Below are 26,562 nucleotides of genomic sequence, written 5' to 3'. Positions count from 1 at the left end.
TACACATTAGAGAACCATAATAAATATTTTTATAATTAGTTTTGTAATAAAATATAAATGTATATAAAATTAAAAAACAAGGAGAAAAAATGGCTAAAGAAGCAAAAAGAATTGCTATTAATGGTTTTGGTAGAATCGGAAGACTTGTACTAAGACACTTATTAGACACAAAAAACAAAGATGTAGAAGTAGTTGCTGTTAATGACTTAACAAATGCAAAAACATTAGCACACTTATTAAAATATGACACAGCATTCGGACCTTTACAATTTGATGTTCAAGTTGAAGGCGACTCATTCATAATAACAGATGGTAAAACAAGAAAAGAAATTAAAGTATTTAGTGAAAAAGATCCTAAAAACTTACCATGAGGCGAATTAAACATTGATGTTGTTGTTGAATCATCAGGTGTTTTCAGAAAAAGAGATCAAGCTCACTTCCATATAGAAGCAGGAGCAAAAAAAGTTATAGTTTCGGCTCCATCAAGCAAAGATGTTAAAACTGTTGTTTACAGTGTTAATGAAAAAATTCTTAACAAAGATGATGAAATTATTTCAGGTGCATCATGTACAACAAACTGTTTAGCACCTATTGTTAATGTGTTACAAAAGAACTTTGGTATCCAATCAGGATATATGACAACAGTTCACGCATTCACAGCAGATCAAAACTTACAAGATGCTCCACACCGTGATTTAAGAAGAGCTAGAGCAGCATCACAAAACATTGTTCCTACAACAACAGGTGCAGCATCAGCAATTGGTCTTGTTGTTCCTGAAGCAGCTGGAAAATTAGATGGTTTTGCGCTTCGTGTTCCTACAATTACAGGATCATGTGTTGACTTAACTCTTAAATTAGAAAAACAACCATCAGTTGAAGAAATTAATGCAGCATTTAAAAAAGCTTCATCACCATCATTAAGATACTGTGACGAACCTATTGTTTCAAGCGATATTATTGGTTCAACATATGGTGGTACATTCGACTCACTTTTAACAAATGTAATTGAAGTTAATGGTGAAAGATTATACAAAATAATTGGTTGATATGATAACGAAATCTCATATGTTGCTCAATTTATTAGAACATTAACATACTTCGTTAAATTAGAAAAATAATTTTAGTATAAATAATATTAATTAAAAAGACCTTTATTATAGGTCTTTTTAATTAATTATATAATTAATGAAAGGTACAAAACATGACAACTTCAAATGTTATTTTTTTATTTGACAAAAATAAATTATTTTCTTTATTAAATAAACAATTTAATACGGGCGCACCTACATCATTTGGTTTATTTCACCTTATCTATCTTTTTGCTTTTCTAATAATTTCTATTTTACTTATCATTATTTTAAGAAAACCTAAAAAGATAACTGTAAAATTTGTTTTTTTATTCTTTTACATAATATTATTCACTATAGAATTATTAAAACAAATATACTCGTTAGGGAAAGATTTTACAAGTTTTAAAAATAATCCCGAATTTTTTCCGCTTGTTTTATGTTCTATGCCACTTTATATTATTCCTATCTTTTTATTAATTCCTTTAAAATATGAAAAAGCATCAAATGCAATTTTGTCATACTTAAGTATTTTTAATTTATGATGCGGCTTATTTGTTATGCTTTATCCAGGTGATGTTTTTATTTCGAATATTTTTATTTCAAATCATACAATGATATACCATGGAATTTTAATGGCTCTAGGTATTTGAACATGTTTTAATAGAATTGTTAAATTTCATATATCAACCTTTATTTGGGCAGCAATTATATTTATTATTGAGTATATTTTAATATGCATTGGAAACGAAGTTTTATACCATATTAAAGATAATATCAATTTTTATCCTAATTTATTTAATATTTCACACAGAAGGCCATCACCTATGTTTAGCAATATTCCATACATTAAAGATTTGAAACCTTGAATTGTTACAATTTTATATATACCCACCACTTTGTGTAGTGCGTTTATTATATATACACTAGTTTGATCAATATCATTACCTTTTGATTTAATGAAACAAAAAAACAAAATGTAAAGACTATTTTTATGTTTTTATAATATAATGTATTGGTTACTCTTTAGTAACCATTCCAAAAAGGTTTAAAGCATAGTCACCTCACGGATGAGCCACATAAAGGAAAAAAATGAAAGCTATTATCGAAACAGGCGGCAAGCAATTGCTTGTCGAAAAAGATGCTGTCATTTACATCGAAAAAATTAGTGGTAATGTTGGAGACAAAGTAACATTTGACAAAATATTAATGGCAGATGGTAAAATTGGAGCTCCTTACATTAAATCAGCAAAAGTATCGGGCATTATAGAAAAACAAGGAAAACAAAAGAAAATTATTGTTTATCGTCATAATGCTAAATCAACCCACAAGCGCAAACTTGGACATCGTCAACCTTATACACGTGTAAAGATTACAGAAATAAAAGGATAGGTGATATTTAATGGCACACACAAAAGCCGGTGGTAGTACCAGCAACGGCCGTGATAGCGCTGGCCGTCGTCTAGGAGCAAAACTTGCAGATGGAGAATTTGCAACTGCAGGTTCAATTATTTATAGACAACGTGGAACAAAAATATTTCCAGGACTCAATGTAGCTCGTGGTGGTGATGATACTTTATTTGCACTAATCGATGGATATGTAAAATACGAAATTAAAAGAAATCGTAAATATGCATCAATTTATTTAGAAAGAGAAAAAAAATAGTCATTGACTATTTTTTTTCTCTTTTTTAATTTTTCTTTTTAAAATAAAGTACATTTACCAATAATTTCTCATCTCTTGCTTTATTAATTATTTCATTAATTAAATCCTCATTAAAAATACCTTGACTATTATAATAAGAATTAATTAATGATTCTAATTGTTTATATAAGTTTTTTACTAAACTATCAGGATATTTATATTTTTTTCTATTAGCTGTAAATTCGTTACGATCCACTATACGTAACGATTCTTCTGGATAAACTTTAATATCCAAATCATAGTCAACATATTTTATTGTTTTGTCCTCATATATAAATTTTGATGCAATATTTATATAGTTATATCAACCATTTGGTTTAATTGTAATAAGACAATTATATAAACCTTTTTTAGAAAACAACCATAAACCAGTATCATTAAAAACTCATTTTTTACCTGTTTTTTCTACTACTTTTGTTTTTTTTAACAAAAGAGAAATGAAATTCTCATTTATATCAAGGACTCTTAAATTATTTCACTGACGATACAAAACACCATTATGTTTATATGCTTGTACATTTATATAATCACCAACACTTAACTTATCGCTCATAATTTTTTCACTTTTACTTTCTTGTTATCATTTTCATCTTTGTACAAAATAATAGAATTACTTATTATTTTTAGTTTTTCTTCATAATTTAAAGTGTTAGAATAACTATCATATATAGATGAATTAAATGTTGAGGCAATTTTATAATCCGGAATTGTGAACCCGCTAATTTTTTCTCTATCTTGAATTATATTGTCATTATTAATATCATCTCAAAAAAACAATTCAGATTTTACATTATTAATATCTATATATGAATCTGTAATGTATGGAAAATATGTTTTGCCAAAAATATCATTTGGATACCAAAAAGATTTTCTTTCATCTTTTGTTTGAATAATAACTTTTTTAGACTTAAATGTATTATTTGTGTATCTAAGAGGAACCCTTACTTCATCATTTTTTGAATTGTAATAAACAATATTTTTCACTTTTTTATTTTCTAAATATCCCATTATTTTAAATTCATTTAAAAAATTTGAATCATATGATATTGTGTCACCTTTTTTAGATGATGTTCACTTATATTTATCTAAACGACTAAAAATTTGAGCTATATTTTTACCATATGACATCGCTTCTAATTGTATTTTTAAAAAATCTTCTGTATTGCCTTCTATTTTGACATCAAAGGGGGGGTTATTATAATCATTATCAAAAAGATTATTTGGATAAAACGAATCAGTAAAAGCAATATTACCATTTAAATAATTTATATTTAAATTTGTTGTTCTAGTTCAATCGTCAATAAATGTATTCATGAATGAAAAATATTTGACATCTTGTAACTGATATGTTTTGGGTTTTGGATAACATCCTACATGTGCATTATCTTTGAGTCCAAAATGGAATGGATTAAATTTATTATAGTTTCTTTGTTGAATAATTAATCCTAACATGCCAGATTTATATCAAACATTTTTATAACCTTCCATACGTTTAAAATCAATATTATCTGAATATTCATTCCCGTTTTTTGTAATATTATCAAAAGGCAATTGATACGCCACTTTTAATCATTCTCTCGGCAATAATTCTGTCATTGAATAATAATATTTTAATGATTTTAAATCATATGAAGTTTTATTTTGTAATCATAAATCAAATTTATCGTCAAAAATTACTTCAGTATCGTCACTAATTTTAGGTAATTTTGAAAATGAATTTTCTTTTAACGTTTTATATCCGAAATAAAGATCCTCATTATAGTTTGAGTAATCAAAAATATTTTTGATATTAAAATATCTTGTTGCATGTCCTTTTTTATTTAAATATTTTTTTGGGGGTATTCAATCTTTATCATAATTTAACAATTTAATAAAATTGTTAACATATTTGCCATCTCATAATTGTTTAGAAGTGGAATCATTATATGTATATAAAATGTCTTCGTTTGAATTTTTATCTATTTTTGAAATTAATCCATTATTAACGTAAATATTCGCTCAATGGTGCATATATTCATGAAATAATGTTGGCATAACTAAATCAATTTTTTCCTTTAGTGTTAAGTTAAATTGATTAAAACGACTAGTATTAACATGAATTTCTCTAGGTAATGATACATAAAGACCATATGCGCCCGGATCGGTTATATCTGGATCATCAAAAACAACAGCGTTTAACAAATTTATTTCGGGGCCGTACGTAATTACTTTTTTAAACTCATCAACGAATGTAGAGAGTTCCTTTTTATTGAATCACAATTTATTATTGGATTTTTCATAACTTATAAATGAAATTTCTGTTTCTTCATCTCAAAAAATCTCATTATTTCGTCTCTTGCTTGTTTTTGTAGGTACTTCTGATTTATTATAATATTTTTCCATTGTTCAAGAGTTTGTGTTGCTTTTATTATTTATTCCGAAACTAGTAATTAATCAAACAATAAGTATTAGCAAAGATATAAGAGGAATTAAAAACAAATATAATCACTTATTTGAAAACGAATTATTTTTTTTATTATTCATATGCCTTATTATATTACTTTTATATATAATTTAAAAGTAGACATTATTATCAAGGAGAAAAAATGTACCAATACAAAGCAGTGTTAAATTCAAATCAAGAAATAATTGCTGAAGCCCACAGCATTGAAGATATAGAAAAACAAATTAAACGTTTTAAACGCGAACAAAAACAAAACCTTCATACAAGAGGAAATGATACTATTAGTATTTATCACGTTAACAGAAAAACAGCTGAAGGAAATAATAACGAAAAAGAAAAACTTGTTAAAGTTGTATAAAAAAACTCTTACCGAGTTTTTTTTATACTAGATAATGACATACAAGATATTGACGCTAGAGTAAATATTACAGAAAATACTCCGTATAACATGTGTTCGTTTTGTTCAACGTTTTGATCAACGATTTTAAAAGGATAAATATTTAATAATACAATCGTTTGTACAAAAAGTGACAAACCAATTATTGAAAGAATAAATGATAAACCTTTCTTTTCTAAAAAAATTCTAATAATTACTAAAATACCAAATATTATTGCTAATAGAGTTGCAATTATTAAGATTATTTGCATTGCAAAACCAATCTGTATTTTCGTTTTTAATTCACCGTCTGGAGTTATTTCTATAAAATCCATTGGTTTTGTATCTTTTTTAAAATATAATGCTATGAGTGAAAATCCAGTTGTAAATCCTAGGATTTTTAGGTTTGGATTTAAAATACTTAAGTTATCAATTTCTATTCCATAAACCATTATAGTAATTGAAACAATTAAAATAATAATAATTGATAAAATAAATCCAATATTAAAAACTTTCTTTTTACTATTCATTTTTATCTCCTTATTGATTAATATAAAACAATTATTTTAATATTACTATAAAATAAATATATTATGAATCTAAAGAACTTATTTAAATTCAAATCTAATGAAATTAGAATTGCTGAAAGAACACTTGATAAAATAAACTACCAATGAGAAAAAATTAAATCATTAAATGATGAGGAACTAAAAAATAAAACTAATGAATTTAGTGAACGTATAAAAAAAGGCGAATCACTAGAAAGTATTCGTCCAGAAGCTTTTGCGGTATGTAGAGAAGCTACTAAAAGAGTTTTAGGTAAAACTCCATTTGATGTACAAATGATAGGTGGAGTTTTATTAGATTTAGGAAGTGTTGCCGAAATGAAAACTGGTGAAGGTAAAACAATTACATCAATCGCGCCAATTTATTTAAACGCACTTGAAGGTAAAGGTGTAATTGTATCGACAGTTAATGAATATCTTGCTGAACGTGATGCCAATGAAATGGGGGAGGTCTTTAACTGATTAGGTTTAAGTGTCGGAATAAACAAGGCCCAAATGCCCGAAAATCTTAAAAGAGAAGCATATTCAAAAGATATTACTTATAGCATCCATTCGGAATTGGGTTTTGATTATCTCAGAGATAACATGGTTTTAAATATAAATGATAAAGTTCAAAGGGGGTTAAATTACTGTTTAATTGATGAGGTCGATTCTATTTTAATAGATGAAGCAAAAACCCCTTTAATAATTTCGGGTGGAGAAGGTATTAGTTCTGATACTTATTTAGCGGCAGATCAATTTGTAAGACTTCTTACTGAAGAAGATTATGAAATAGATGATGAATCAAAAGCTGTTGCTTTAACACACCAAGGAATGGCAAAAGCAAACAAGTTTTATAGAATAAAAAACTTGTTTGATATTGAAAATTCAGAAATTTTTCATCGCGTTCAAAACGCATTAAGGGCACATAAAGTAATGTTTAATAATGTAGAATACATTGTAAGTCCTGAAAATAAAATAGAATTAATTGATGCTTTTACCGGAAGAATAATGGAGGGAAGAGCTTACTCAGAAGGTCTTCAACAAGCATTACAAGCCAAAGAAATGTTAGAAATTGAACCTGAAACCAAAACATTAGCAACTATTACTTATCAAAATTTTTTCCGTATGTTTACAAAACTTTGTGGAATGACTGGTACAGCCAAAACTGAAGAACAAGAATTTATAGATATTTATAATATGAGAGTAAATTGTGTACCAACAAATAAACCAGTTATTCGTGAAGATGCTAGCGATATAATTTTTGCTAATTCTAATGCAAAATGAAAAGCAATTGTTGCGGAAATTAAAAGATTATATGAAAAAAAACAACCAACACTTGTAGGTACTGCACAAATTGAAGACTCAGAACGTTTACATAAAATGCTTCAAAGAGAAAATATTCCTCACACAGTATTAAACGCAAAACAAAACCAACATGAAGCAGAAATTATTGCTAAAGCAGGTCAAGTAGGTGCTATTACAATCGCTACAAATATGGCGGGAAGAGGTACTGATATAAAATTAGGTGAAGCAGCCGTAGAATTGGGTGGCCTTTATGTTTTGGGGACAGATAAAGCGGAAGCAAGAAGAATCGATAACCAATTAAGAGGACGTAGCGGTAGACAAGGAGATCCTGGTATATCAAGATTTTACCTTTCACTTGAAGATAACTTAATAAAACGTTTTGCACAAGCAGAAGCTTGAAAAAAAGGTTTTGATGTTTATGGAGATAATGAAATAACAGATAAAACCGCTAAATTGTTATTCAATATGGCTCAGAAAAAAATAGAAGGTTTTAATTATGATAATAGAAAAACTGTTCTAAATTATGATGATGTTATACGTCAACAAAGAGATTTAATTTATAATCAAAGAGATATTATAATTTCAAATGATAAGGATTATGATAAAAAACCCGTTGTTAAACGAATGATAATTAATACATTTTCAAACTTAATAAAAGGCACAAAATTTCTTGTTCAAAATGGATCTTTTAACTATCCAGGATTTGTAGATTTTATAAATGAAAATTTTTTAAAAAATACTGATAATAAATTAAATTTACAAAAAACACTTCGTTACCATCATAATGATTTATCTGATTATATTTGCGAACATATGCTAAATGCATATGAAGAAATAGCAAATAAAATAATCGCAAACTTTAATGCCACTTTTCTTTTTAACACAGAAAAAACAACCATAATAAAAATACTTGATAATAGATGGCAAGACCATATAAATGCTATGGATAAATTACGTAGAAACATTAATCTAGAACAATATGCTCAAAAAAATCCTTATCAAATATACACTGAAAAAGGTACTCAAATGTTTGAGGATTTAATTAAAGAAATTGCATATGATTCAGTAATTTCATTGTTTAATACAAACCTAGCAAATGAAATACAAAACCCTTATAAAGAGGATCCTATTTTTGAAAAAATTTGTACATCTCATCCTTTTAATGAATTGGGAAACTATTATAAAATGGAGAAATGACTAAGTATATATAATTTATATATGTCTAAAAAAAGCATTCTAATTCAAAAACACTTTTCTGAAAATAATGAAGAAAATTCAATAAAAAATGAAGAATTAACAAAAGAAGAGGAAAAACTTTTAAATGATATGATTACATCAGATGACCCTTTTGAATTTATTGTAAAAAACAATATATATTAGCAATATAATTGATATATAAATGAATAAAATTAATAAATTTAAACTTGCTTCAAAATACAAACCTAGCGATGATCAACAAAATGCGATTAACGCTATTTTAAATAATATTAAAACAAACACAAAAGATCAAGTATTAAAAGGTGTAACAGGAAGTGGTAAAACTTTCACAATTGCAAACATCATTGCCTCTCAAAACAAACCTGCTCTTATAATGTCTCATAATAAGACTCTTGCCTCACAACTTTATAATGATATTAAAAATTTTTTTCCAGAAAACAAAGTTGAATATTTTGTATCTAATTTTGAATTCTATATTCCTGAAGCATATAATCCAAAAACACAAACATATAACGATAAATCATCTAGCGTTAATGAACAACTTGATGCTATGAGAATATCAACAATAAGTTCACTCTTAACTCGTAATGATACTATTGTTATAGCTAGTGTTGCATGTATTTATGGTACACTTGATCCTAACGAGTATAGCAATAATGTTTTTATGCTTAGTGTTGGACAAGATATAAAAATTAAAAACATTGCTTCAAAATTAGTATCTATCGGCTTTACAAGAAATAAAAACGAACAATCATTTGGAAGTTTTATTATCAAAGGCGATATTATTGAAATAGTTACCAGTTTTGACAATGAATCATTAATTAGAATTAGTATGTTCGGAGATGTTATTGAATCAATTAAAAAAATTGATATAACAACAAAAAAAACTATAAAAATTTACGATAATTATAGAATATTTCCGGCCTCTTCATATACTGTTCAAAAACCTAAAATCAATGATGCTTTAAAACTTATTGAAAAAGAATTATTAGATACATATCAAAAATTTATGGATAAAAATGAATTAATCAAAGCCCAAAGAATTGATGAGCGAACTAGAAAAGATATGGAAGATATGGCTGAAACGGGTTTTTGTAAGGGTATGGAAAATTATTCTCGTTATTTTGACAATAGAAAACCAGGTGAAAAGCCATTTACATTATTAGACTATTTTCCAAAGAATTCGTTGCTTTTTATTGATGAGTCTCACATTTCTGTAGGTCAATTAAATGGTATGTATGGGGGGGACCATACAAGAAAACAAAATTTAGTAGATTATGGTTATAGACTACCTAGCGCATTAGATAACCGCCCCTTAAAATTTGATGAATTCAATAATTATGATTTTAATCGTATTTATGTGTCAGCAACACCTCAAGAATATGAAATTAACAAGTCTTTAGGCGTAATGACAGAAATGATAATAAGACCTACCGGATTATTAGATCCTAAAATTATCTTGATGAAAACAAATAACCAAATTGAAATTATTTATGATGAACTTAAAAAACAGGAAAAAAATAATGAAAGAACATTCATTGTAACAACAACTATTAAAGCTACAGAAGAATTAACAAGTTATTTAAGAAACAAAGGCTTAAAAGTAGAATTTATACATGGTGAACATGACGCTATTGAGCGTCATGAAATATTAAGAAAACTAAGATTAGGAAAAATTGATACAGTTGTTGGAATAAATCTTTTAAAAGAAGGAATTGATGTTCCAGAAGTTAGCTTAATTATTATTTTGGATGCTGATGCAACCTCTTTTACAAGGAGTACAACAAGCTTAATACAAATTATAGGTAGAGCCGCAAGAAATAAAAATGGAAGAGTCATTATGTTTGCGGACAAAATTACATCAAATATAAAACAATGTATTGAAGATAATGAAAGAAAAAGAAAAATTCAAATTAAGTATAATATAGACCACAACATTACACCACAATCAATTATTAAACCCATCCCAGAGTCTTTAGTTTCTTTTGATATATCGGAAGCTATAAAATTAGCTGGTAATGTAAAATTAAAAAATGATAACAAATTAGTTATAGAAAATGCAATAAACGAATTAAGAGAACGCATGAATTTGGCTGCAAAAAACAGAGATTATGAAACCGCAATGATTTGCCGTGATCAAATATTAGAATTAGGTGGCGAACTTAACTAAAAACATAAATTTTTTATGTTTTTTTTTTTTTTTTGCGAAGGACTATAATATTAAATAAAATAAAATTAAATAAATAAAAGAGGAATAAATGACATATTTACTCATCGGTGGAGCCGGATATATTGGAAGCCATGTTGCTGAGGTAATTAATAAAAACCATAAAGACAAAGTAATTGTATTCGATAATCTTTCTACAGGTTTTATTGAATTTGTTGAAAAAGAAAGCATTTTTATCCAAGGCGATATTTTAAATATAGATGATTTAGATTATACTTTTAAGAAAAATAAAATAGATGTTGTTATATATTTAGCTGGTCTTATTAAAGTTGGGGAAAGCGTTCAGAAACCACTTGATTATTACGAAACAAACATTCATGGATTAATAAATGTTTTAAAAACTATGCAAAAATACAATGTTAATAATTTTGTATTTTCTTCATCTGCAGCAATATATGGGAATAACTCAATTCATGATGGATACTTTTTTGAAGAAGACAAAAAAGACCCATGCAGTCCTTATGGAAGAACAAAATTTTTTGGTGAAGAAATTATTAAGGATTATGCTATTGCAAACAATTCCTTTAGATATAGTTTTCTAAGATATTTTAATGTTGCCGGGGCATCAAAAAGTAAAAGAATAGGATATTTAACAAAAAATGGCGCAAAACCAACTCATATTATTCCGGCAATTAGCTATTTCGCTTTTGGGTTAAGTCCTGATTTTAAAATTTTTGGTAATGACTATAAAACTTTTGACGGAACTTGTATTAGAGACTATGTTCATGTTTATGAATTAGCTGAATTACATGTTATAACCGCAGAAAAAATGATTAAAGAAAATAAGAATTTTTATTTTAATATAGGAAGTTCTAATGGTTTTTCTAATTTACAAATATTAAAATCTTTTGAAAAAAATCTAAATAGGAAGCTAAATTATTCTTTTGGTCCAAGAAGAGCGGGTGATCCAGATATTTTAATAGCTTCAAACAGAAAAATTTGTAAGGAATTTAATTACCAAGTAAAAACAACTATATATGAAATAGTATTAAGTGAAATTGAATTTAGAAAGGCACATTTAAAATAAGGTTAATAAGGTTAAAATGAATAAATTGATTAATTTACCAAAAGACTTAAAAGTTTATGATTATATTTTTATTGGGTGCGGATTATCAACCGCAACTGTTTGTACTCAAATTCCTACCGACAAAAAAATCTTAATAATTGAAAAACGAAATCATATTGGTGGAAATATTTATGATTATTTAGAAAATAACATTTTAGTGCACAAATATGGCCCACACATTTTTCATACAAATGATTATGAAGTATTTAATTTTATAAATAAATATACAAAATTAAATGATTACAGAAATATTGTGGAAGCTAAAATTGATGAAAAACTCATACCATTACCAATAAATATAAATTCAATAAAACTCTTATTCCCAAATGAATCTAACGATTTTTTAAATTATTTAAGAAATATGTTTCCTAATAGGGATAAAATAACTATTTTAGAATTATCTAAAATAGATAAATATTCATATGTATATGAAACAATTTATAAACGTGTTTTTGCAAGTTATACAATGAAAATGTGAAATAAAAAAGTTGAAGAACTAGATGTTTCAGTTTTTGCTAGAGTGCCTATATATTTAAATGAAACTAACACATACTTTACAGATAAATATGAAGGTATGCCAATAGGTGGATATACAAAAATGGTTGAAAAAATGCTAAATACAAAAAATATTGATTTGATACTTAACCAAAATATTAAAAATATAATTAATTTTAAAAATAATAAAATTTTTATTAATAATGAGGAAATTAATGTTCCCGTAATTAATTGTGCTCCATTAGATGAATTATTTAACAATAAATTTGGTCAATTACCATATAGATCATTAAATATAAAATTTGAATCTTTAAAAGTTAATCACTTTCAAAAAACCGCAGTCGTAAATTATCCGGAACATCCAAATATGACGAGAATTACAGAATACAAGAATTTTTATAAAGAAATTAAAACAAATGACTATTCCACAATTATTTCAAAAGAATATCCTGGTGAATATAATCAAAATAGTATTGATTTTACCGAAAGATATTACCCTATCCCAAATGAAGCCGCCAGAAATTCCTATAAAAATTATATAGGTCATTGTAATAATATAAAAAACCTATATAATTTAGGGAGACTTGCTGAATATAAATACATAAATATGGATCAAGCAATAAAAAATAGTTTAGAAATAGCTAAAAAAATATTATTAAGGAAGAAATGTTAGAAAATTTGATTTTATCAAGCAATATTATTAATTGAATATCTTTAGGTATATGTATTTTGTTTTTCTTGATTTTCTTTTTACAAATTGTTTATACATTTTTACCGCTTTTTATTAAAAATAAAAAGTTCGAACATACTAATAAATACAATAATCATTGTATTATAATACCCGCACATAATGAAGCTCATATCATTTCTGACTTAATTACCTCATTAAAATCTATGAATTATCCTAAAGATAAATTTAAGGTTTTTGTTGTTGCTGATAACTGCACAGATAATACCGCTGAAGTGGCTAGACAGGGGGGGCAGATAAGGTTTACGAAAGGTTTAATAAAGAACTTATCGGACCAAACTTTGCTGTCCATGAAACACTTTTAAAAATAAAAGAAGAATTTGGCAACATTTTTGATTCTTTTTCTTGATTTGATGCTGATAATATAGTAGATAAAAATTGACTAAGTAAAATGAATGATGCATTTAATCACCCTAAAAAATATGATTATTTTACATCTTTTAGAGATACGCAAAATTTTGAAGATAATTGAATCTCATCAAGTTATTCAATTGAATTTTATAGACTTGTTTCTCAAATAGCAACTGCTAGAAGTTTTTTCAAAAACCCACATATGGTTGGCGGTACAGGTTTTATGGTTAGATGATCATTGCTTGAAAAAAATAATTATTGAGGAAAATATACATCAATGGTTCACGATACAGAGTTTTCGTATTATGCATTATTAAATAATTATAAAGGCATATATGTTGATGAAGCACATTTTTATGATTTACAACCAACTAATTGAAATATATCATGAAAACAAAGAACAAGATGAACTGTTGGTAATTACAAATTAAATAAATCTATTAAATGATCAATTTTTAAAAATCTATTTTTCAAGATTGAATGGCCACAAAAGAAATTAAATTACTTAGATTTTATCGCAATGCTTTTCCCGGCTTCTTTTTGATTTATTTTACTTTTAATAATAAATATAGCCTCTTCCATAACTAATGGTTTAATTTATTTTGGTTTTAATTTGCACAATACTTATTACCTTTTAGGGTTTTTATCCATATTTAGTATGTTTTTATTTTATTACCTAACTAGTTTTTTTATGGGGCTAGCTGTAATAATAAGACAATCTAAAAAAATGAAACAAATAAGCTTTTGAAATAAAATAAAATCATTATTTTTTTACCCTATTTTTATTTTTCTCAATATTCCAATTTCATTTTATGCACAAAAAAATATTAATATGAAATTTGTTAACACCAAAAAGGAAAGGACAAAAAAATTTAATTCATAATTTTTAAACATATTTATGAATAGATTTTAAAGTTTAGAAAGGAAAAAATGAAAAGAAAATTAAAATTTTATATTATTGGGACAATTATCGCTTCACTATCTTGTGTTTTTACATTAAGTTGTGAACAGAGGGGGGCGTTCAAACAAAACAATAATAATGTTTATGAATGAAAAAATTCCAATATTAAAAAACTTTATAAGGAATCAGCGGACAATGCCAATTATACAATCCACTTTATGCAACATGGCGGGTATCCAATAAGCCATCAAATTAATTCTATTATTTATTTGGATAAAGAAAGCAACAATAAAAATAAACAAATAATGTTTTGAGCAAATAATTTCATAGATCAACCCAATAAATATGAAAATATTAAAGGTTATAATCAAAAAGCTCTTGCAAAATATTATAAGTTTATAAATTTTGATAATGTATTATCTTCAACTAGTAAAAATCAAATATATATCGTTAAAGAAGATAGTATCCCAAAATATGAACAGTATAAAAAAATAGCCAATTTTATGAAGAATAATCCTGATAAAGTAGATTTTTCATTAACATTTTTGGAATGATATAAATTTTTATTAGAGCCACAACATGCCGATATTTTTTATGATATTTTGTTAAATGCTAGAAAAATAATTATTATTTCTGATGGTACTGCGCAATCTTCATTATTTACTGAAGCATTTGATAAATTCAAAAACGATTTAAATAAAATAAAAAGCAACTTTGAAATTACAAACAAATATGAAGAATATAAAAGAAATAGAAATAATTACGGCATCAACTTAACAAAATTTAAAAATGAATGTCCATCACAATGAATATATATGGATAAAATGGTTAATAATACTCCATTTATATCATTGATAAATTATGATGTTAGTTATTTGGATAATCAACATTTTAAATTAAATAATTTAAAACCTCCTTATAATTCGTTTCAACCAGTATTTTTAGGAAAATATGGAACATGAAATAATGAAGCAAAACCAATTATTGAGGAATGCATTAAATATCAAGATGGTGTTGAACTTTTTAGTAAAAAATCAAGTAATTTTGATCCAAATAAAAAAACCGCAATTTTTATGGGGGGATTCATTTTTTAGAGAAATGAAAAATGATAATTATCCCGACGGTAAAAAACACACCAGATTATTAAAAATGCCAATTATTTTGAAGAAATTCGTTCTATTTTTAAATCTTTTATAAAAAAATATGACCCACAAAAATATAATATTGTTTTTAAAATGCATCCAAGATTTGATGAAGAATACAATATAGAATATGTAAAACTTGTTTCTGACAATGTTATAAAAGAAGAAAATTTAAATATAATTAATTCAAAACTTTCATGAGAAAATATTATGTCAAATGAATTAATAAGATTTAAAAATAATCCAAATGAAGAGAATTTATTATTTAAAAACAAAGATGATTTATTTAATGATTTTGAAATTTTTGGTGTTATACCACTTTCAACTGTTTTACAAACAACAATGATGTTTGTTTACCAAGAATCCAACTTCAACACCAATTCGATTCTTAAAGTTGTAAAGCCGGAAAATTTTCCAATTCCAAAAACTTTTTCAGTAAGTTCATTTACTGAAAAAGACGCTAATATGAATACAAATTTATACAAAACAAATAGAAAAAATATTGAAAAATTCTTTAACAAATATCAAATTATAAAAGATTTAAATTTTGTTAATTTAATACCCGATTTTGTTAATGAATAAACGTAGTTTTACATATATTTATAATGCTACTACAAATAATTAAAAACACAAATTAGCATTTGTGTTTTTAATTATTCATTTTTATTATCACATTTCTTTTTATATGCAAAATATACTTTAAATAGCCCAATCCAACCAACGATAGGAACAAAAAATCCTACCAACATTAAAATAGAACCGGTTCGTTTTTCCTTGAGTTCTGCGAAAGAATTTACTAATGTCATTATATAAAGAACAAAACCAGCAACCCCTAAACCAAAGAATAATTGATAAAAAATAAGAAGTGCCGCCCCTAAAATAACAGTTAATTCTTTTTCATCTTGTGTATTCGTCGGTGATGATTTTACAATCTGGATAAAATATACCAAAATTATAGAAAATAATATAGGTAATAAAATCCCTAAAAAACTTATAATAATAGCCGCTAACGATATATCTTTTGATGACTTATAATTTGTATTCATTTATACCCCACCTTCTTTTTTTATAAATACTAAATAATTATATATATATATATATTGAAAAAAATTCTTAAAATATAAAAAACATAGATTTTTAATTATAAATAATATAATTATTAAAACGACAAAAGGATTTTATGCCAATAAATTACTCAATTTTTTTAAGCAATATTGATAGGTATTATGATAATTTACCAAATGTAAAAGGTAAAAATATTAAAATTTTTACTTCTTTTCATATAGAAGAAGAAATGGGGAAAATAACTAGAAATGATATATTTAATTTATGCAAAAAAATAAAGCAAAAAGGTTACAAAATAATAAGTGATGTTTCAATTAAGAATTTAGAGTTTTTTGGAAACGATTTTTTTGAATACTTGAGCAAGAATAAGCTTGTAGATTGATTTAGAGTAGATTATGGCTTTGATATAAAACAATTAATTGAAATTTCTAAGTTAGTTCCTCTTTGTGTTAATGCTACTGGAATAACTATTAATGATTTAGAAATTTATAAAAGAAATAATATTAAAATAATTGCAATGCATAATTATTATCCAAGACCAGAAACTGGTTTAGATATTGAGTTTTTTAATGAAATTAATAATAATTTAAGAAAATATAATGTAGATATACTTACATTTATAAGCACAGACTTAGAAAAAAGAGGACCTATTTTTCAAGGTTTGCCAACACTTGAAAATCAAAGATATTTAAAGCCTTATGTTTCATATGTTTTATTAAATGAATTATGTGGAATTACTAATATTTTTGTTGGTGATGGAATAATAAGCAAGACCCAAGTAGAACTTATTAACGAATATGATGAAAATAAGGTTATAATCTTGCCTTTAATTAACATAAAGGATGAAGAGATAATTAATAAAACGTTCACAATTAGACATGATTCGCCCAAAAATCTATTTAGAATTGCTGAAAGTAGGGTTTTTTCAAGAAAAGGAAAAGATGTAGCTCCTTTTAACAATAATAAAGAAAGAAAATTAGGATCTATTACTATTGATAATATAAATTATGGAAGGTATACTGGAGAAATTCAAATAACAAATGATGACTTTTGCGCCGACCCTAAAATAAATTTAATTGCAAATATACAACCAGATTATATTGAACTTTTGAAAGTTATAAAGAGAGATAGAAAAATTAAATTTGTAAAGGAAATAAAATAATGAAATGTGCATGCATAGATATTGGGGGGACAAATTTACGTATCGCAATGTTTCAAGATAATCAAATTAAATTAAAAGAAAAATATCTAATTATTTCCTTTTGCGAAAAAAATAAAATAAGTAAAATTGCTATGTGTTTTCCTGGTATTGCGGATTATGAAAATGGAATAATTTTAAAATCTACCAATTTACCAAAATGACAAAATGTTTCATTAAAAAATTACATTTTAAATAATTCAAAAATAAAAAAAGTATTGTGCGCAAGAGATAGTAGTGCAATGGCTATAGCAAATCATTTTTATTTTAAACAAAATAAAAATGATATAACCCAATTTTTTACTATTAGCACAGGTTTTGGAGCAGGTTTAATAATTAATAATAAAATATTTTATGGCGCAAACAATAAAGCTCAAATAGTATACAATTCTCCTTGATCTAGTGTTTATAATAAACAAGAAATGTACAAGGTATGTTCTGGCAACGGCATCAAAAAGAGATGCCAAGAACTTAATATAAACTTGGAACCACAAGATATATTCAAAAAATATGACACAAATTTAGAAATAAAACAAATTATAGACGATGCCATAGAGGCGTTATCGAAAGCTATATGTTCTAGTATTGTTTTAATTAATCCAAACCTATTTGTTTTTGGTGGTTCAATCTCTAGAAAAAACAAATGATTTATTAATAAAGCTATTGAAAAAACAAAATTATATTTAGGTGAGTTTATGCTTAAAAACGTAACCTTTAAAATTGAAGAATTAGATGATGATTCCGCATTAATTGGCTTAAATTTTTTAATAAATGGTTATTAAAGAGTGTTTACATATATTTGATATAATAGAAATGTAGATTGGATATAATGCTTGCCAACATTAGTTCATATTTTAGTTATTTAATAAAGCAAATTTTAATGTACTTAGCAATAATTTTAATTGCTATTTTTTGCTTACATTTACTTTTAAGTGGATTTGTATTAAAAAATATTAATGTAGCAAATTCACTTCAATATATCATTAATTTATTTAGACTAAATTATGGTGACATCAATATAAATACAAGTATTTCTGTTGAAAAAATATATTTTTCGTATTTTAAATTTTCTTTTTTTTTAATAAATATTTCATTTTTTATTAGTTTTTTTATTTCATTTTTTATTAGTTATTCATTATGCATAAATAAAAAAAATATTAGCTCTTCATTTTTTAAATTTTTCGCATTCATTTTTGGTTCATTACCAATCTTTATTTTATGCCCACTTGGCATAATAACTGCTTCAAACATTAATTTGCCAACAACTTATATTCAACCTTATTATGGGAGTTTATTCAATGCATTTATTTCATTAATATTTCCTATAATAATATTAGTCATTACTATTTTACCTATTTGCATCAGTATTAATTATCAAATACTAAATAATATAATTCAAAGCGATTATTATCTTATGTTAAAAGCTAATGGCTTTAATAAATTTAAACTTTTTAATAAAATTGTTTTAAAAAATTGAATTATTGCTTATCTTGAGAAAGTAATTTTCATATATATTTACTTAATTAGTTACACAATGATTGTTGAGCGTTTTTTTTATATTTCTGGGCAATCATTTTTATTTCAATATTTAGATAATCCCAATTATTTCAATTTACTAATATATTCAATTCTATTAAATATAGTATTTATTTCTTTAATTAAGGGCATTTGTGACTTTATTGTTTTTCTAGCTATGCCACAAAATTTTAAAAACAATATAATAAATTGAAAGGTTTTATGAAAAAAGATAAGGAGATAGAACTACTAAAATTTGTTACTAAAAAAAATATTTATAACGAATTAGTAATTCCTATTAGTCAGAAAAAAAGATATTTTTTAAGAATATTAAAAAATAAAACATTAATTGTTTCATTAACTATTTTTTTAATTGTCTTTATTTTCCTAATACTTTCTTACATTTTTTATAATGAAGAACCTAATAAACCAATAAATAATGCTCTTTTTCTGAATAAGGAATTACCTAGTGAAATAACACCATTTAAGAATGAACAAATTTTACCAGGACCAAAACTTGAGCTTTTTAAAAAACTAGCAAATCAATACAATGATAGTGTATTTATAAATAAAATAATTGGCAGTAATCTTTATAACGTATCTTATAATGCATACAAAATAATTGATGATAAAAATTTGGTTCATATTCTTGGCACAAATTCATATGGTATCGATATTTTTTCAAGAATTATACATTCACAATTAAATATTTTATTAATTGCTTTAATTTCAATAACATTTGCACTTATACTTTCAACTTTCAGCGCTTTAATAATTGCTCTTTATATAAGAAAAAGATTAAGCAAATTTATTAATAATCTTTTTACCACATTTACAATTGTGCCTTACTTAATTCTTTCAGTTATTTTATTCTTGATTTTTAAAAATTCTTTTATAAATGCGATACTAATTTTCACAATTATTAGTAGTTTAATATTATTTTGTAACGCATATAATAAAACATTATCTGTTTTAAATGAAGAATATGTTATGGCTGATATAGCTATTGGTTTTAGTAAATATAATTTACTATGAAAAACATTATTAATGCCAGTTATTAATTCGCAGTTAATACAAATTATTGAACACTTTTCTTTAATACTTGTTTCATATAGCGCTATTTCAATTTTCTCAATTGATAATTCAAATAATTTAACATTTGGCTTAATTATAAAAGAAGGTATTCAATTATTTGATAAAAATCCTTATTATTTAATAACAACATCAATAATCACTACCTCACTTACTTTTAGTTTTAAATTTATTTCTGTAGAATTAAATAAAATATACGAGCCTAAAAGAGGTATTTATGAATAAATTAAAAATATTTATAACATTATCTACGCCGCTGACTATCACCCCATTCATAACATCATGTTCATCTTCTACTTTTGTGTCAAATGATGTTTATATAATTGAAAAAAATGAAAGTAATCCTTATTTTAACAAAATACCATTATATGGTCAAGAATTTAGTGAAAGAAAAACAATTCATGATTCCCTAACTGGAAATTATTTAATAAGATGAAAGTATGAGGGAGAATCAGTATATGATTCACTAAATAGTTATTTTAAAGAAACATCTAAAAAGCGCTTATCATTTGGATTAGCAAAACAAATTATTATTTTTGATGATAAAAACAAATTTATTTTCGATGATGATGATTCAGATGGCAAAATGCTAAACAATATAAAAGAAGACTATGGAGCCGGTTTCTTAAATCCTGTATACAAACAAAAATCCCAAAACAATAAATCTATTAACTCAGATAATTTTATAAACAAATTAAAAATAGCAAAAAAAATAACATTTGTGTTGAAAGATAATTTATTTTTTTATAACTATTTAGGCGAAAAAACGCAACACAAAATTGATGCGCATAATTTGTTGTATTCATTAAAAAAATGCATTAAAGATCAGGAAAAAAATTATTTAAATGCATTAGGGTTTACTAACACAATTTTAAAAGAAGAAAATTTTAAAAATAATACTATTAATTTTGATATTGACAATAAAAAATTAAGAACTGAATTATTTATAAATGAGATAATAAAAAATAAGGCATTTTCATTCATTTTTCAAGAGAAAATAAAGGAAAACACTGATATTTCAAAATTTTTATATGCTGGTTCATATGTGTTAAATAAATGTGATTTAGAGAAAATGATCTACATATCTATTAATAAATATACTCAAATAAAAAAAGTAATTATTAAATATAACGCTGCCGGTAGTGTAGATATAAATTCATATAGGAACCATCTTTTAAATTCATTTAATCAAGGTCTTATTTCTTCTCAAAACATAAGTATTTTTAATGATTCGCAACAAGCAAATATTCTTAGTTTATACGATAATGGTGTTTATAAATTAAACATTATTAACAACACAAAAAATGAATCTCCTCCATTATTTTATGATGATTGTCCAAATTTTGAAAATACTACATTTAGTAAAAATTACGCAATTTTGATGTATGGTAAAGAATATTTAAAAAAAATTGATTATAATAACTTTTATAACGGTTTAGGTTTTATTTTTAGAAATAATATTTCACAAATTATTAATAAATATACTTTATCATACACATACAATAAAACTCAATATTATGATAATTTTATCAACCCGTATGCTAAGATATCAAATAATAAAAACTCAAATTATACAAATATAAAATCCGCATTTCCTCATGTAATAAAAGATAAATTATTTTTATATAACAATACTTCAAGCAAATTGGTAACAAAAGATTACTTTGTAGATGAGAATTTTAAGCATTATTATTCAATCGAAAACATAAAAGATATAACCAAACAATTTAAATCCTGTTATTTTGATGAAATCAGAAATAGCATTAAAAAAATATTGGATAAATTTTACGAAGATAATAATTTAAATAATAAGGAAATAATAGAATTTGATATTCCTTTTCTTGATTATTTAGATAAAAAAATTATAGATACACTAGATGAAATATTTAAATCAATCGACAAAAGACTAAAAATAAACATTAAAGTTGATAAAAACATTAAAAATATTCAAAAAATGGGTTATAAAATTATAAATTTTGAAGATACTGATACAAACTCTTTTTTAACTTCATTACTTTTATCAAAACAAAATAATTTAATATTAAATCTAATTCATTATAATTCAGACATAAATTGCTTAGAAAAATTGAACCAATTTAAAAATTATTTTTTTGAAAAATTAAATTTTAATAATGACGATATAAATGAATTAAAATCTAAAACACTAGATGAAATACTTCAAACCATTTCAAAGAAAAACCAAAATAAAAATATTAACTATTTAATCGAGACTCTTGTGTCAAAATACCATTATGATAATTCTTATTTTCATATAATTCTATTGATCAATGATATAAAAAATTCATATGCTGCACCATATAGAATTGATCGTTATATTAATCTAAACTTGTTATTAAATTATGAATTAATACAATCGCATTTTTCAAAACCAACAAGAGAAGATGATCTTGTTTATTTTGAAGATATTAAAATATTAAGTAGATAGGAAGATTATGAGGAAAAGAAAGATTTTTACTATTTTACTATTTTTCTTTATGCATATTTTTACTATTGCATGCAATAGTAAAACTTTTAACTTTGAACAAAATAATTTACCATTACTACAAAACTACAGTTATGATTACAAAAAAATTTACACAAAAGAACAACTTAAAATATTAAATAAATATACTAATCTTTTTGTTAACATTAGTAAAAATGATTTTACTTTTCTGGGCAATAATACTATTAAGGTAAAAAATAATATATATGATTATAAGACTCGTGAACCATATAAATTGAACTTGTATTCAGATGATGATAACAATAGATTCATTGAAATATCAAAGACTGGAAAAACAAAAAATTTTGAATATGATTTTTTATTTGATGAAAAAATAGATTGTTTCGAAAAAAATGATGAAAAATTTCATAACGACCTATGTTATCCGAAAATAAATTCTATTATTAGTGAAATTTGTAGAATTGGATTACACGATAAATGAAACCAAACATTACCATATTTTATTCCAACAAAATGAATCAGAGCTAAGGCTTGAATAAAAAATAAAGAACAAATATCATATTGAGAAGATTTGGCGCTTTTTTATATAAATGACTATGATTTTGGGGATTTACCCAAAATTAGCAAAATTAAAATAACCCCCATAAATTTTATCGAATCTATTGATCCAAATAATTACAAAAATGCTCCAGTTATTTCAATTGACTTTATTGATCAAATGGGAAATTCATTAATTAGCAAAACAAACAGAGAAAAGCAATTTATTTTAGGGGGTATTGATGGTAATTATTTACTTGAAAATACTCCATATAATATAAAAAATTATGAAAATATTTTTAAAAATTACAATAGCCTAAATAATTATTTTTCTACCTTAAATATTGATGATGATGAAATACTTTTTAACGAATATGTTAACACAAATTTTTACCCTGATGTGTCATTTTTAAGACTTAAAGACAATTTATTTAAAAAAAATAATTATTATGAAAGTTTTGTTAGCCCGGGAAATAACTATGAATGAACAACAGCAAAAAGTTTTTTATGGTTTTTAAAAAATAAAGAAAATAATTTTTATATTCCAGTCCCCGAATTTAGAAAACATATTGACAAAGAATATAAAATTATTGATAAAAAAATTGATAATAGATATCTAAATAATTCATTAAAATTAATTAAATTAACCATTCAAGTAACAACAATTGATGGTAAAAAAAGTAATTATAAATGATATTCAATTGATATAAATAATCATTATCATGACTTTAATGGATATAAAACAACTCTTGATCTAGATTTTAAAAAAACAACAAAAAAATATGATTGAAATGCAAAATTTGCTAAAAATAATTCTTGAGAATCAGATTTACCAATAAAGAATTATATTGATCCAAATAAATTTTTTGAAAACTTACTACTCCCCCTTATGTCAATACAGGTATTTAAATTTAAAGATAATATTGATGTTTTTGACGGGAAAAAAATTAAAGATTATGAAGCTTACAAAATATATGAAAACAAAAAACCACTAGATATTCTTGAATCATATTTAGGATTAGATATATTTAAGTATTTAATAGGTAAATCTAACAATAAAAATGATTTATTAAATGATATAAAATTCGATTTTATACAAGTTTCAAAAGATAAACCGGGAACAATAGAATTAAAAATAGATTTTTTAGATAAAGAGGGGAAATCAATGCTTTCTAAAGAAAATCAAGAAAAAGTGATTGAATGAAATTGTTTCAAAGGATGCGATAATACGCAACGTCTTGAACAAGTTAATCCCATTAATTCAATATCGTATTTAATTGATGAGGAAAAAAATAAAGATTTAACACCAGAAAATGTAATAAAATATTTCAAATGAAAGGAATAAGTGAGTCTTAGATTTTTAAAGTATTTTTGTTTCAACTCTATTGCGCTTGTCCCATTTATTCCATCATGTTCACTTTTAGCTGGCGAAATTCCACAAAAGGATTGGACATTTGATGAAATTAAAGAAATGATTCCAAAATACAAAAAAAACATTGAAAATGTATCATCAAAAAATATAAAACAAATAAGTATTAATTGAAATTATAAAAAACCCAAAACCAAGGCTGGTATTAAAAAATTTATTACAGAAAACATTAATGTTTTACTAAAAATAAAAGATAATAATGAATTCAATAATAAATTTATTAATTTTGTAAAAAAATATTTAAATATAAGCTTAACCGCAACTAGGCCACATCAAGGATGGGATTTAGGTGGTAGTTATAATCACGTTCATGAAGAAACCACAAATGATATTTTTTCTGAACATAGATTTTTAACGTCATTTCAATTTTTTGTAATTAAAAATAATGATGATGAATTCATTACTTTTAAAGATAATAAATTAAGCTTTAATTTTATGATATCTTCAAGAATAATTGATAATGATGAAAATGAACCTCTTTATTTTTATAAAGGTAGTATAGAAATGGGGGTTGAATAATGAATTCGTTATATAACCTATTACAAGAAAATATTAAAAACCAGAATATTGTATTTTTTATTTTTGGTTTAATTATCTCATTGTTTTTGATTAGTATACCTATTGTTATTTCTATACTCGTGCCTCTCTTTATTAAAAAACCAAAAAAACAACTATCAATTTATATTTACGCATTTGTTACCGGAATGTTTGTTATATTGGGTAGTTTTGGATATCTTAGAGAAGCAATAGAAATAACAAGTAGGGGTTATAATGCAGCTTCTAGTCAAAATCAAATTTATTTAGGAAATATTCTTATAGTTTTTGGTGGTGCAACACTTGGTATATCAATTGCTTTTATGATTAAAATGTTAATTTGATGAATTATTAAAAGAAAATCGGATATAAAAAATTCAGTATTTATCCATGTTCATGAACATGGTCATCATAACGGTGAAGAAGAACACACCCACATACATGACGATGTTATTTTTAATAAAAATGACATTGTGGATTTACAAAATAATAATAAAAATATAAAAAATAAATGAACTGCCCTAGTTTTATTATTGGGTCATAGAGTACCTGAAGGATTATTAATTGGTCTAAGTTTATATAGATTAATAATGGGGGACCCAAATTCTACTATTTCTATTGCTTTTTTTATATCATTTGTATTACATACAGTTCCTGAAGAAATTGTATTTTTCTATAGACAAAGAGAAATGAAAATAAAACCATTTTTTGCTGTTTTAAACTCAATTTGTGCAATAGCTTTACTAATTCCATTTGTCTTTATTGGGATTTATTGTGGGTCATTTATAATGAAAAACAATTTTTTACAAGCATTCATAATGGCAATAGTGGGAAGCATAATGTTATTTACTGCTCTTATTGAATTTTTACCTGAATTTTATCACCATAAAATGGGAAAAAGAACATGATTAACAACAATTTTATTGCTATTTGTTGGTATTTTATTTACTATATTAATATTATGTTTTCATGTTCATGGTTCAGTAAATATGATTTAGATTTTTTGAAAATTTAGTATAATTACTTTGATTATTTATATGATTTTTATGCTGCCGATAATTAATCAATATAAATAGAATCTATTTATATACAAACAAAAAATATATAATAACGTTAAAATTAAAAAATTTTTTAAC

Annotated in this window: 25 protein-coding genes; 21 read left to right on the top strand and 4 right to left on the bottom strand. The window is 24.5% G+C overall.

Annotated elements, in window-relative coordinates:
* The first annotated feature begins 89 nt into the window (after positions 1-89).
* The 4 genes from gap to rpmA all read left to right on the top strand — a co-directional run bounded on the left by gap (position 90) and on the right by rpmA (position 2,733).
* Positions 90-1,118: a type I glyceraldehyde-3-phosphate dehydrogenase gene (gap, locus tag T380_RS0101755; RefSeq protein ID WP_027334215.1), complete on the top strand. Its 1,029-nt coding sequence runs from the start codon at positions 90-92 to the stop codon at positions 1,116-1,118.
* Positions 1,119-1,201: 83 nt separating this feature from the next.
* Complete coding sequence (locus tag T380_RS0101750) at positions 1,202-2,050, top strand: TMEM164 family acyltransferase (RefSeq protein ID WP_027334214.1); 849 nt, start codon at positions 1,202-1,204, stop codon at positions 2,048-2,050.
* Between the two features lie 109 nt (positions 2,051-2,159).
* On the top strand, positions 2,160-2,459 hold the full coding sequence (rplU, locus tag T380_RS0101745) for a 50S ribosomal protein L21 (RefSeq protein WP_027334213.1): 300 nt from the start codon (positions 2,160-2,162) through the stop codon (positions 2,457-2,459).
* 10 nt (positions 2,460-2,469) lie between these two features.
* Positions 2,470-2,733 carry a 50S ribosomal protein L27 gene (gene rpmA, locus T380_RS0101740; protein WP_027334212.1) on the top strand — a complete coding sequence of 88 codons (264 nt, stop codon included), beginning with the start codon at positions 2,470-2,472 and terminating at the stop codon, positions 2,731-2,733.
* Between the two features lie 25 nt (positions 2,734-2,758).
* On the opposite strand, the gene T380_RS03885 is transcribed toward rpmA, so the two are convergent.
* Positions 2,759-3,325: a DUF402 domain-containing protein gene (locus T380_RS03885; RefSeq protein WP_051599955.1), complete on the bottom strand. Its 567-nt coding sequence runs from the start codon at positions 3,323-3,325 to the stop codon at positions 2,759-2,761.
* Positions 3,310-5,295, bottom strand: coding sequence for an MYPU_1760 family metalloprotease (locus T380_RS0101730; protein ID WP_027334211.1), 1,986 nt, complete (start codon positions 5,293-5,295; stop codon positions 3,310-3,312). Before T380_RS0101730 ends, T380_RS03885 begins: the two co-directional genes overlap by 16 nt.
* Positions 5,296-5,357: 62 nt before the next feature.
* Here T380_RS0101730 and T380_RS0101725 point away from each other — a divergent pair, with 62 nt between their 5' ends.
* Positions 5,358-5,573 carry an MAG6790 family protein gene (locus tag T380_RS0101725; RefSeq protein WP_027334210.1) on the top strand — a complete coding sequence of 72 codons (216 nt, stop codon included), beginning with the start codon at positions 5,358-5,360 and terminating at the stop codon, positions 5,571-5,573.
* A gap of 8 nt (positions 5,574-5,581) precedes the next feature.
* Here T380_RS0101725 and T380_RS0101720 read toward each other — a convergent pair whose 3' ends face one another.
* Entirely contained in the window at positions 5,582-6,121 is a 540-nt protein-coding gene (locus T380_RS0101720; protein WP_027334209.1) for a hypothetical protein, read from the bottom strand.
* Between the two features lie 63 nt (positions 6,122-6,184).
* Here T380_RS0101720 and secA point away from each other — a divergent pair, with 63 nt between their 5' ends.
* The 8 genes from secA (at position 6,185) to T380_RS0101680 (ending at position 16,174) form a co-directional block, all read left to right on the top strand.
* Positions 6,185-8,824 (top strand): preprotein translocase subunit SecA, encoded by a 2,640-nt coding sequence (gene secA / locus T380_RS03880; protein ID WP_084259822.1) that lies wholly within the window; start codon positions 6,185-6,187, stop codon positions 8,822-8,824.
* Between the two features lie 19 nt (positions 8,825-8,843).
* Positions 8,844-10,832, top strand: coding sequence for an excinuclease ABC subunit UvrB (uvrB, locus tag T380_RS0101710; RefSeq protein ID WP_036436830.1), 1,989 nt, complete (start codon positions 8,844-8,846; stop codon positions 10,830-10,832).
* An 88-nt stretch (positions 10,833-10,920) separates the two neighbouring features.
* On the top strand, positions 10,921-11,916 hold the full coding sequence (gene galE / locus T380_RS0101705) for a UDP-glucose 4-epimerase GalE (RefSeq protein WP_027334207.1): 996 nt from the start codon (positions 10,921-10,923) through the stop codon (positions 11,914-11,916).
* Between the two features lie 16 nt (positions 11,917-11,932).
* Positions 11,933-13,123, top strand: a complete 1,191-nt coding sequence (gene glf, locus T380_RS0101700; protein WP_027334206.1) for a UDP-galactopyranose mutase — start codon at positions 11,933-11,935, stop codon at positions 13,121-13,123.
* Entirely contained in the window at positions 13,117-13,503 is a 387-nt protein-coding gene (locus tag T380_RS0101695; protein ID WP_027334205.1) for a glycosyltransferase family 2 protein, read from the top strand. Before glf ends, T380_RS0101695 begins: the two co-directional genes overlap by 7 nt.
* A gap of 86 nt (positions 13,504-13,589) precedes the next feature.
* Positions 13,590-14,432, top strand: coding sequence for a glycosyltransferase family 2 protein (locus tag T380_RS0101690; RefSeq protein WP_027334204.1), 843 nt, complete (start codon positions 13,590-13,592; stop codon positions 14,430-14,432).
* A gap of 47 nt (positions 14,433-14,479) precedes the next feature.
* Positions 14,480-15,544, top strand: a complete 1,065-nt coding sequence (locus T380_RS0101685; RefSeq protein WP_027334203.1) for a hypothetical protein — start codon at positions 14,480-14,482, stop codon at positions 15,542-15,544.
* A 141-nt stretch (positions 15,545-15,685) separates the two neighbouring features.
* Positions 15,686-16,174 carry a hypothetical protein gene (locus tag T380_RS0101680; protein ID WP_027334202.1) on the top strand — a complete coding sequence of 163 codons (489 nt, stop codon included), beginning with the start codon at positions 15,686-15,688 and terminating at the stop codon, positions 16,172-16,174.
* A gap of 71 nt (positions 16,175-16,245) precedes the next feature.
* Here T380_RS0101680 and T380_RS0101675 read toward each other — a convergent pair whose 3' ends face one another.
* Entirely contained in the window at positions 16,246-16,638 is a 393-nt protein-coding gene (locus tag T380_RS0101675; RefSeq protein ID WP_027334201.1) for a hypothetical protein, read from the bottom strand.
* A 134-nt stretch (positions 16,639-16,772) separates the two neighbouring features.
* On the opposite strand from T380_RS0101675, the gene T380_RS0101670 reads away from it, so the two are divergent.
* Genes T380_RS0101670 through T380_RS0101635 form a run of 8 tightly spaced genes read left to right on the top strand, consistent with a single transcriptional unit; the run spans position 16,773 to position 26,424 of the window.
* On the top strand, positions 16,773-17,819 hold the full coding sequence (locus tag T380_RS0101670) for a MupG family TIM beta-alpha barrel fold protein (RefSeq protein ID WP_027334200.1): 1,047 nt from the start codon (positions 16,773-16,775) through the stop codon (positions 17,817-17,819).
* On the top strand, positions 17,819-18,637 hold the full coding sequence (locus tag T380_RS0101665; protein ID WP_036436807.1) for an ROK family protein: 819 nt from the start codon (positions 17,819-17,821) through the stop codon (positions 18,635-18,637). The genes T380_RS0101670 and T380_RS0101665 overlap by 1 nt, the downstream gene beginning before the upstream one ends.
* 47 nt (positions 18,638-18,684) lie before the next feature.
* A complete protein-coding gene (locus T380_RS0101660) occupies positions 18,685-19,614 on the top strand; it encodes an ABC transporter permease subunit (RefSeq protein WP_156930194.1) in 930 nt (309 codons plus the stop codon).
* Positions 19,593-20,687, top strand: coding sequence for an ABC transporter permease subunit (locus tag T380_RS0101655; RefSeq protein WP_027334197.1), 1,095 nt, complete (start codon positions 19,593-19,595; stop codon positions 20,685-20,687). Before T380_RS0101660 ends, T380_RS0101655 begins: the two co-directional genes overlap by 22 nt.
* A complete protein-coding gene (locus tag T380_RS0101650) occupies positions 20,680-22,908 on the top strand; it encodes an OppA family ABC transporter substrate-binding lipoprotein (protein ID WP_027334196.1) in 2,229 nt (742 codons plus the stop codon). The genes T380_RS0101655 and T380_RS0101650 overlap by 8 nt, the downstream gene beginning before the upstream one ends.
* A 7-nt stretch (positions 22,909-22,915) precedes the next feature.
* On the top strand, positions 22,916-24,808 hold the full coding sequence (locus T380_RS0101645; RefSeq protein WP_036436803.1) for an MAG3240 family lipoprotein: 1,893 nt from the start codon (positions 22,916-22,918) through the stop codon (positions 24,806-24,808).
* Positions 24,809-25,411 (top strand): hypothetical protein, encoded by a 603-nt coding sequence (locus tag T380_RS0101640; protein ID WP_027334194.1) that lies wholly within the window; start codon positions 24,809-24,811, stop codon positions 25,409-25,411. It abuts the gene before it with no gap.
* The gene (locus T380_RS0101635) at positions 25,411-26,424 is read left to right on the top strand and encodes a ZIP family metal transporter (RefSeq protein WP_027334193.1); all 1,014 of its coding nucleotides are present in this window, start codon (positions 25,411-25,413) and stop codon (positions 26,422-26,424) included. Before T380_RS0101640 ends, T380_RS0101635 begins: the two co-directional genes overlap by 1 nt.
* The last annotated feature ends 138 nt before the right edge of the window (positions 26,425-26,562 follow it).

This window comes from Mycoplasma elephantis ATCC 51980, assembly GCF_000687815.1.
Lineage (GTDB): Bacteria > Bacillota_I > Bacilli_A > Mycoplasmatales > Metamycoplasmataceae > Mycoplasma_H > Mycoplasma_H elephantis.
This window is presented reverse-complemented; position numbering and strand designations above follow the sequence as displayed.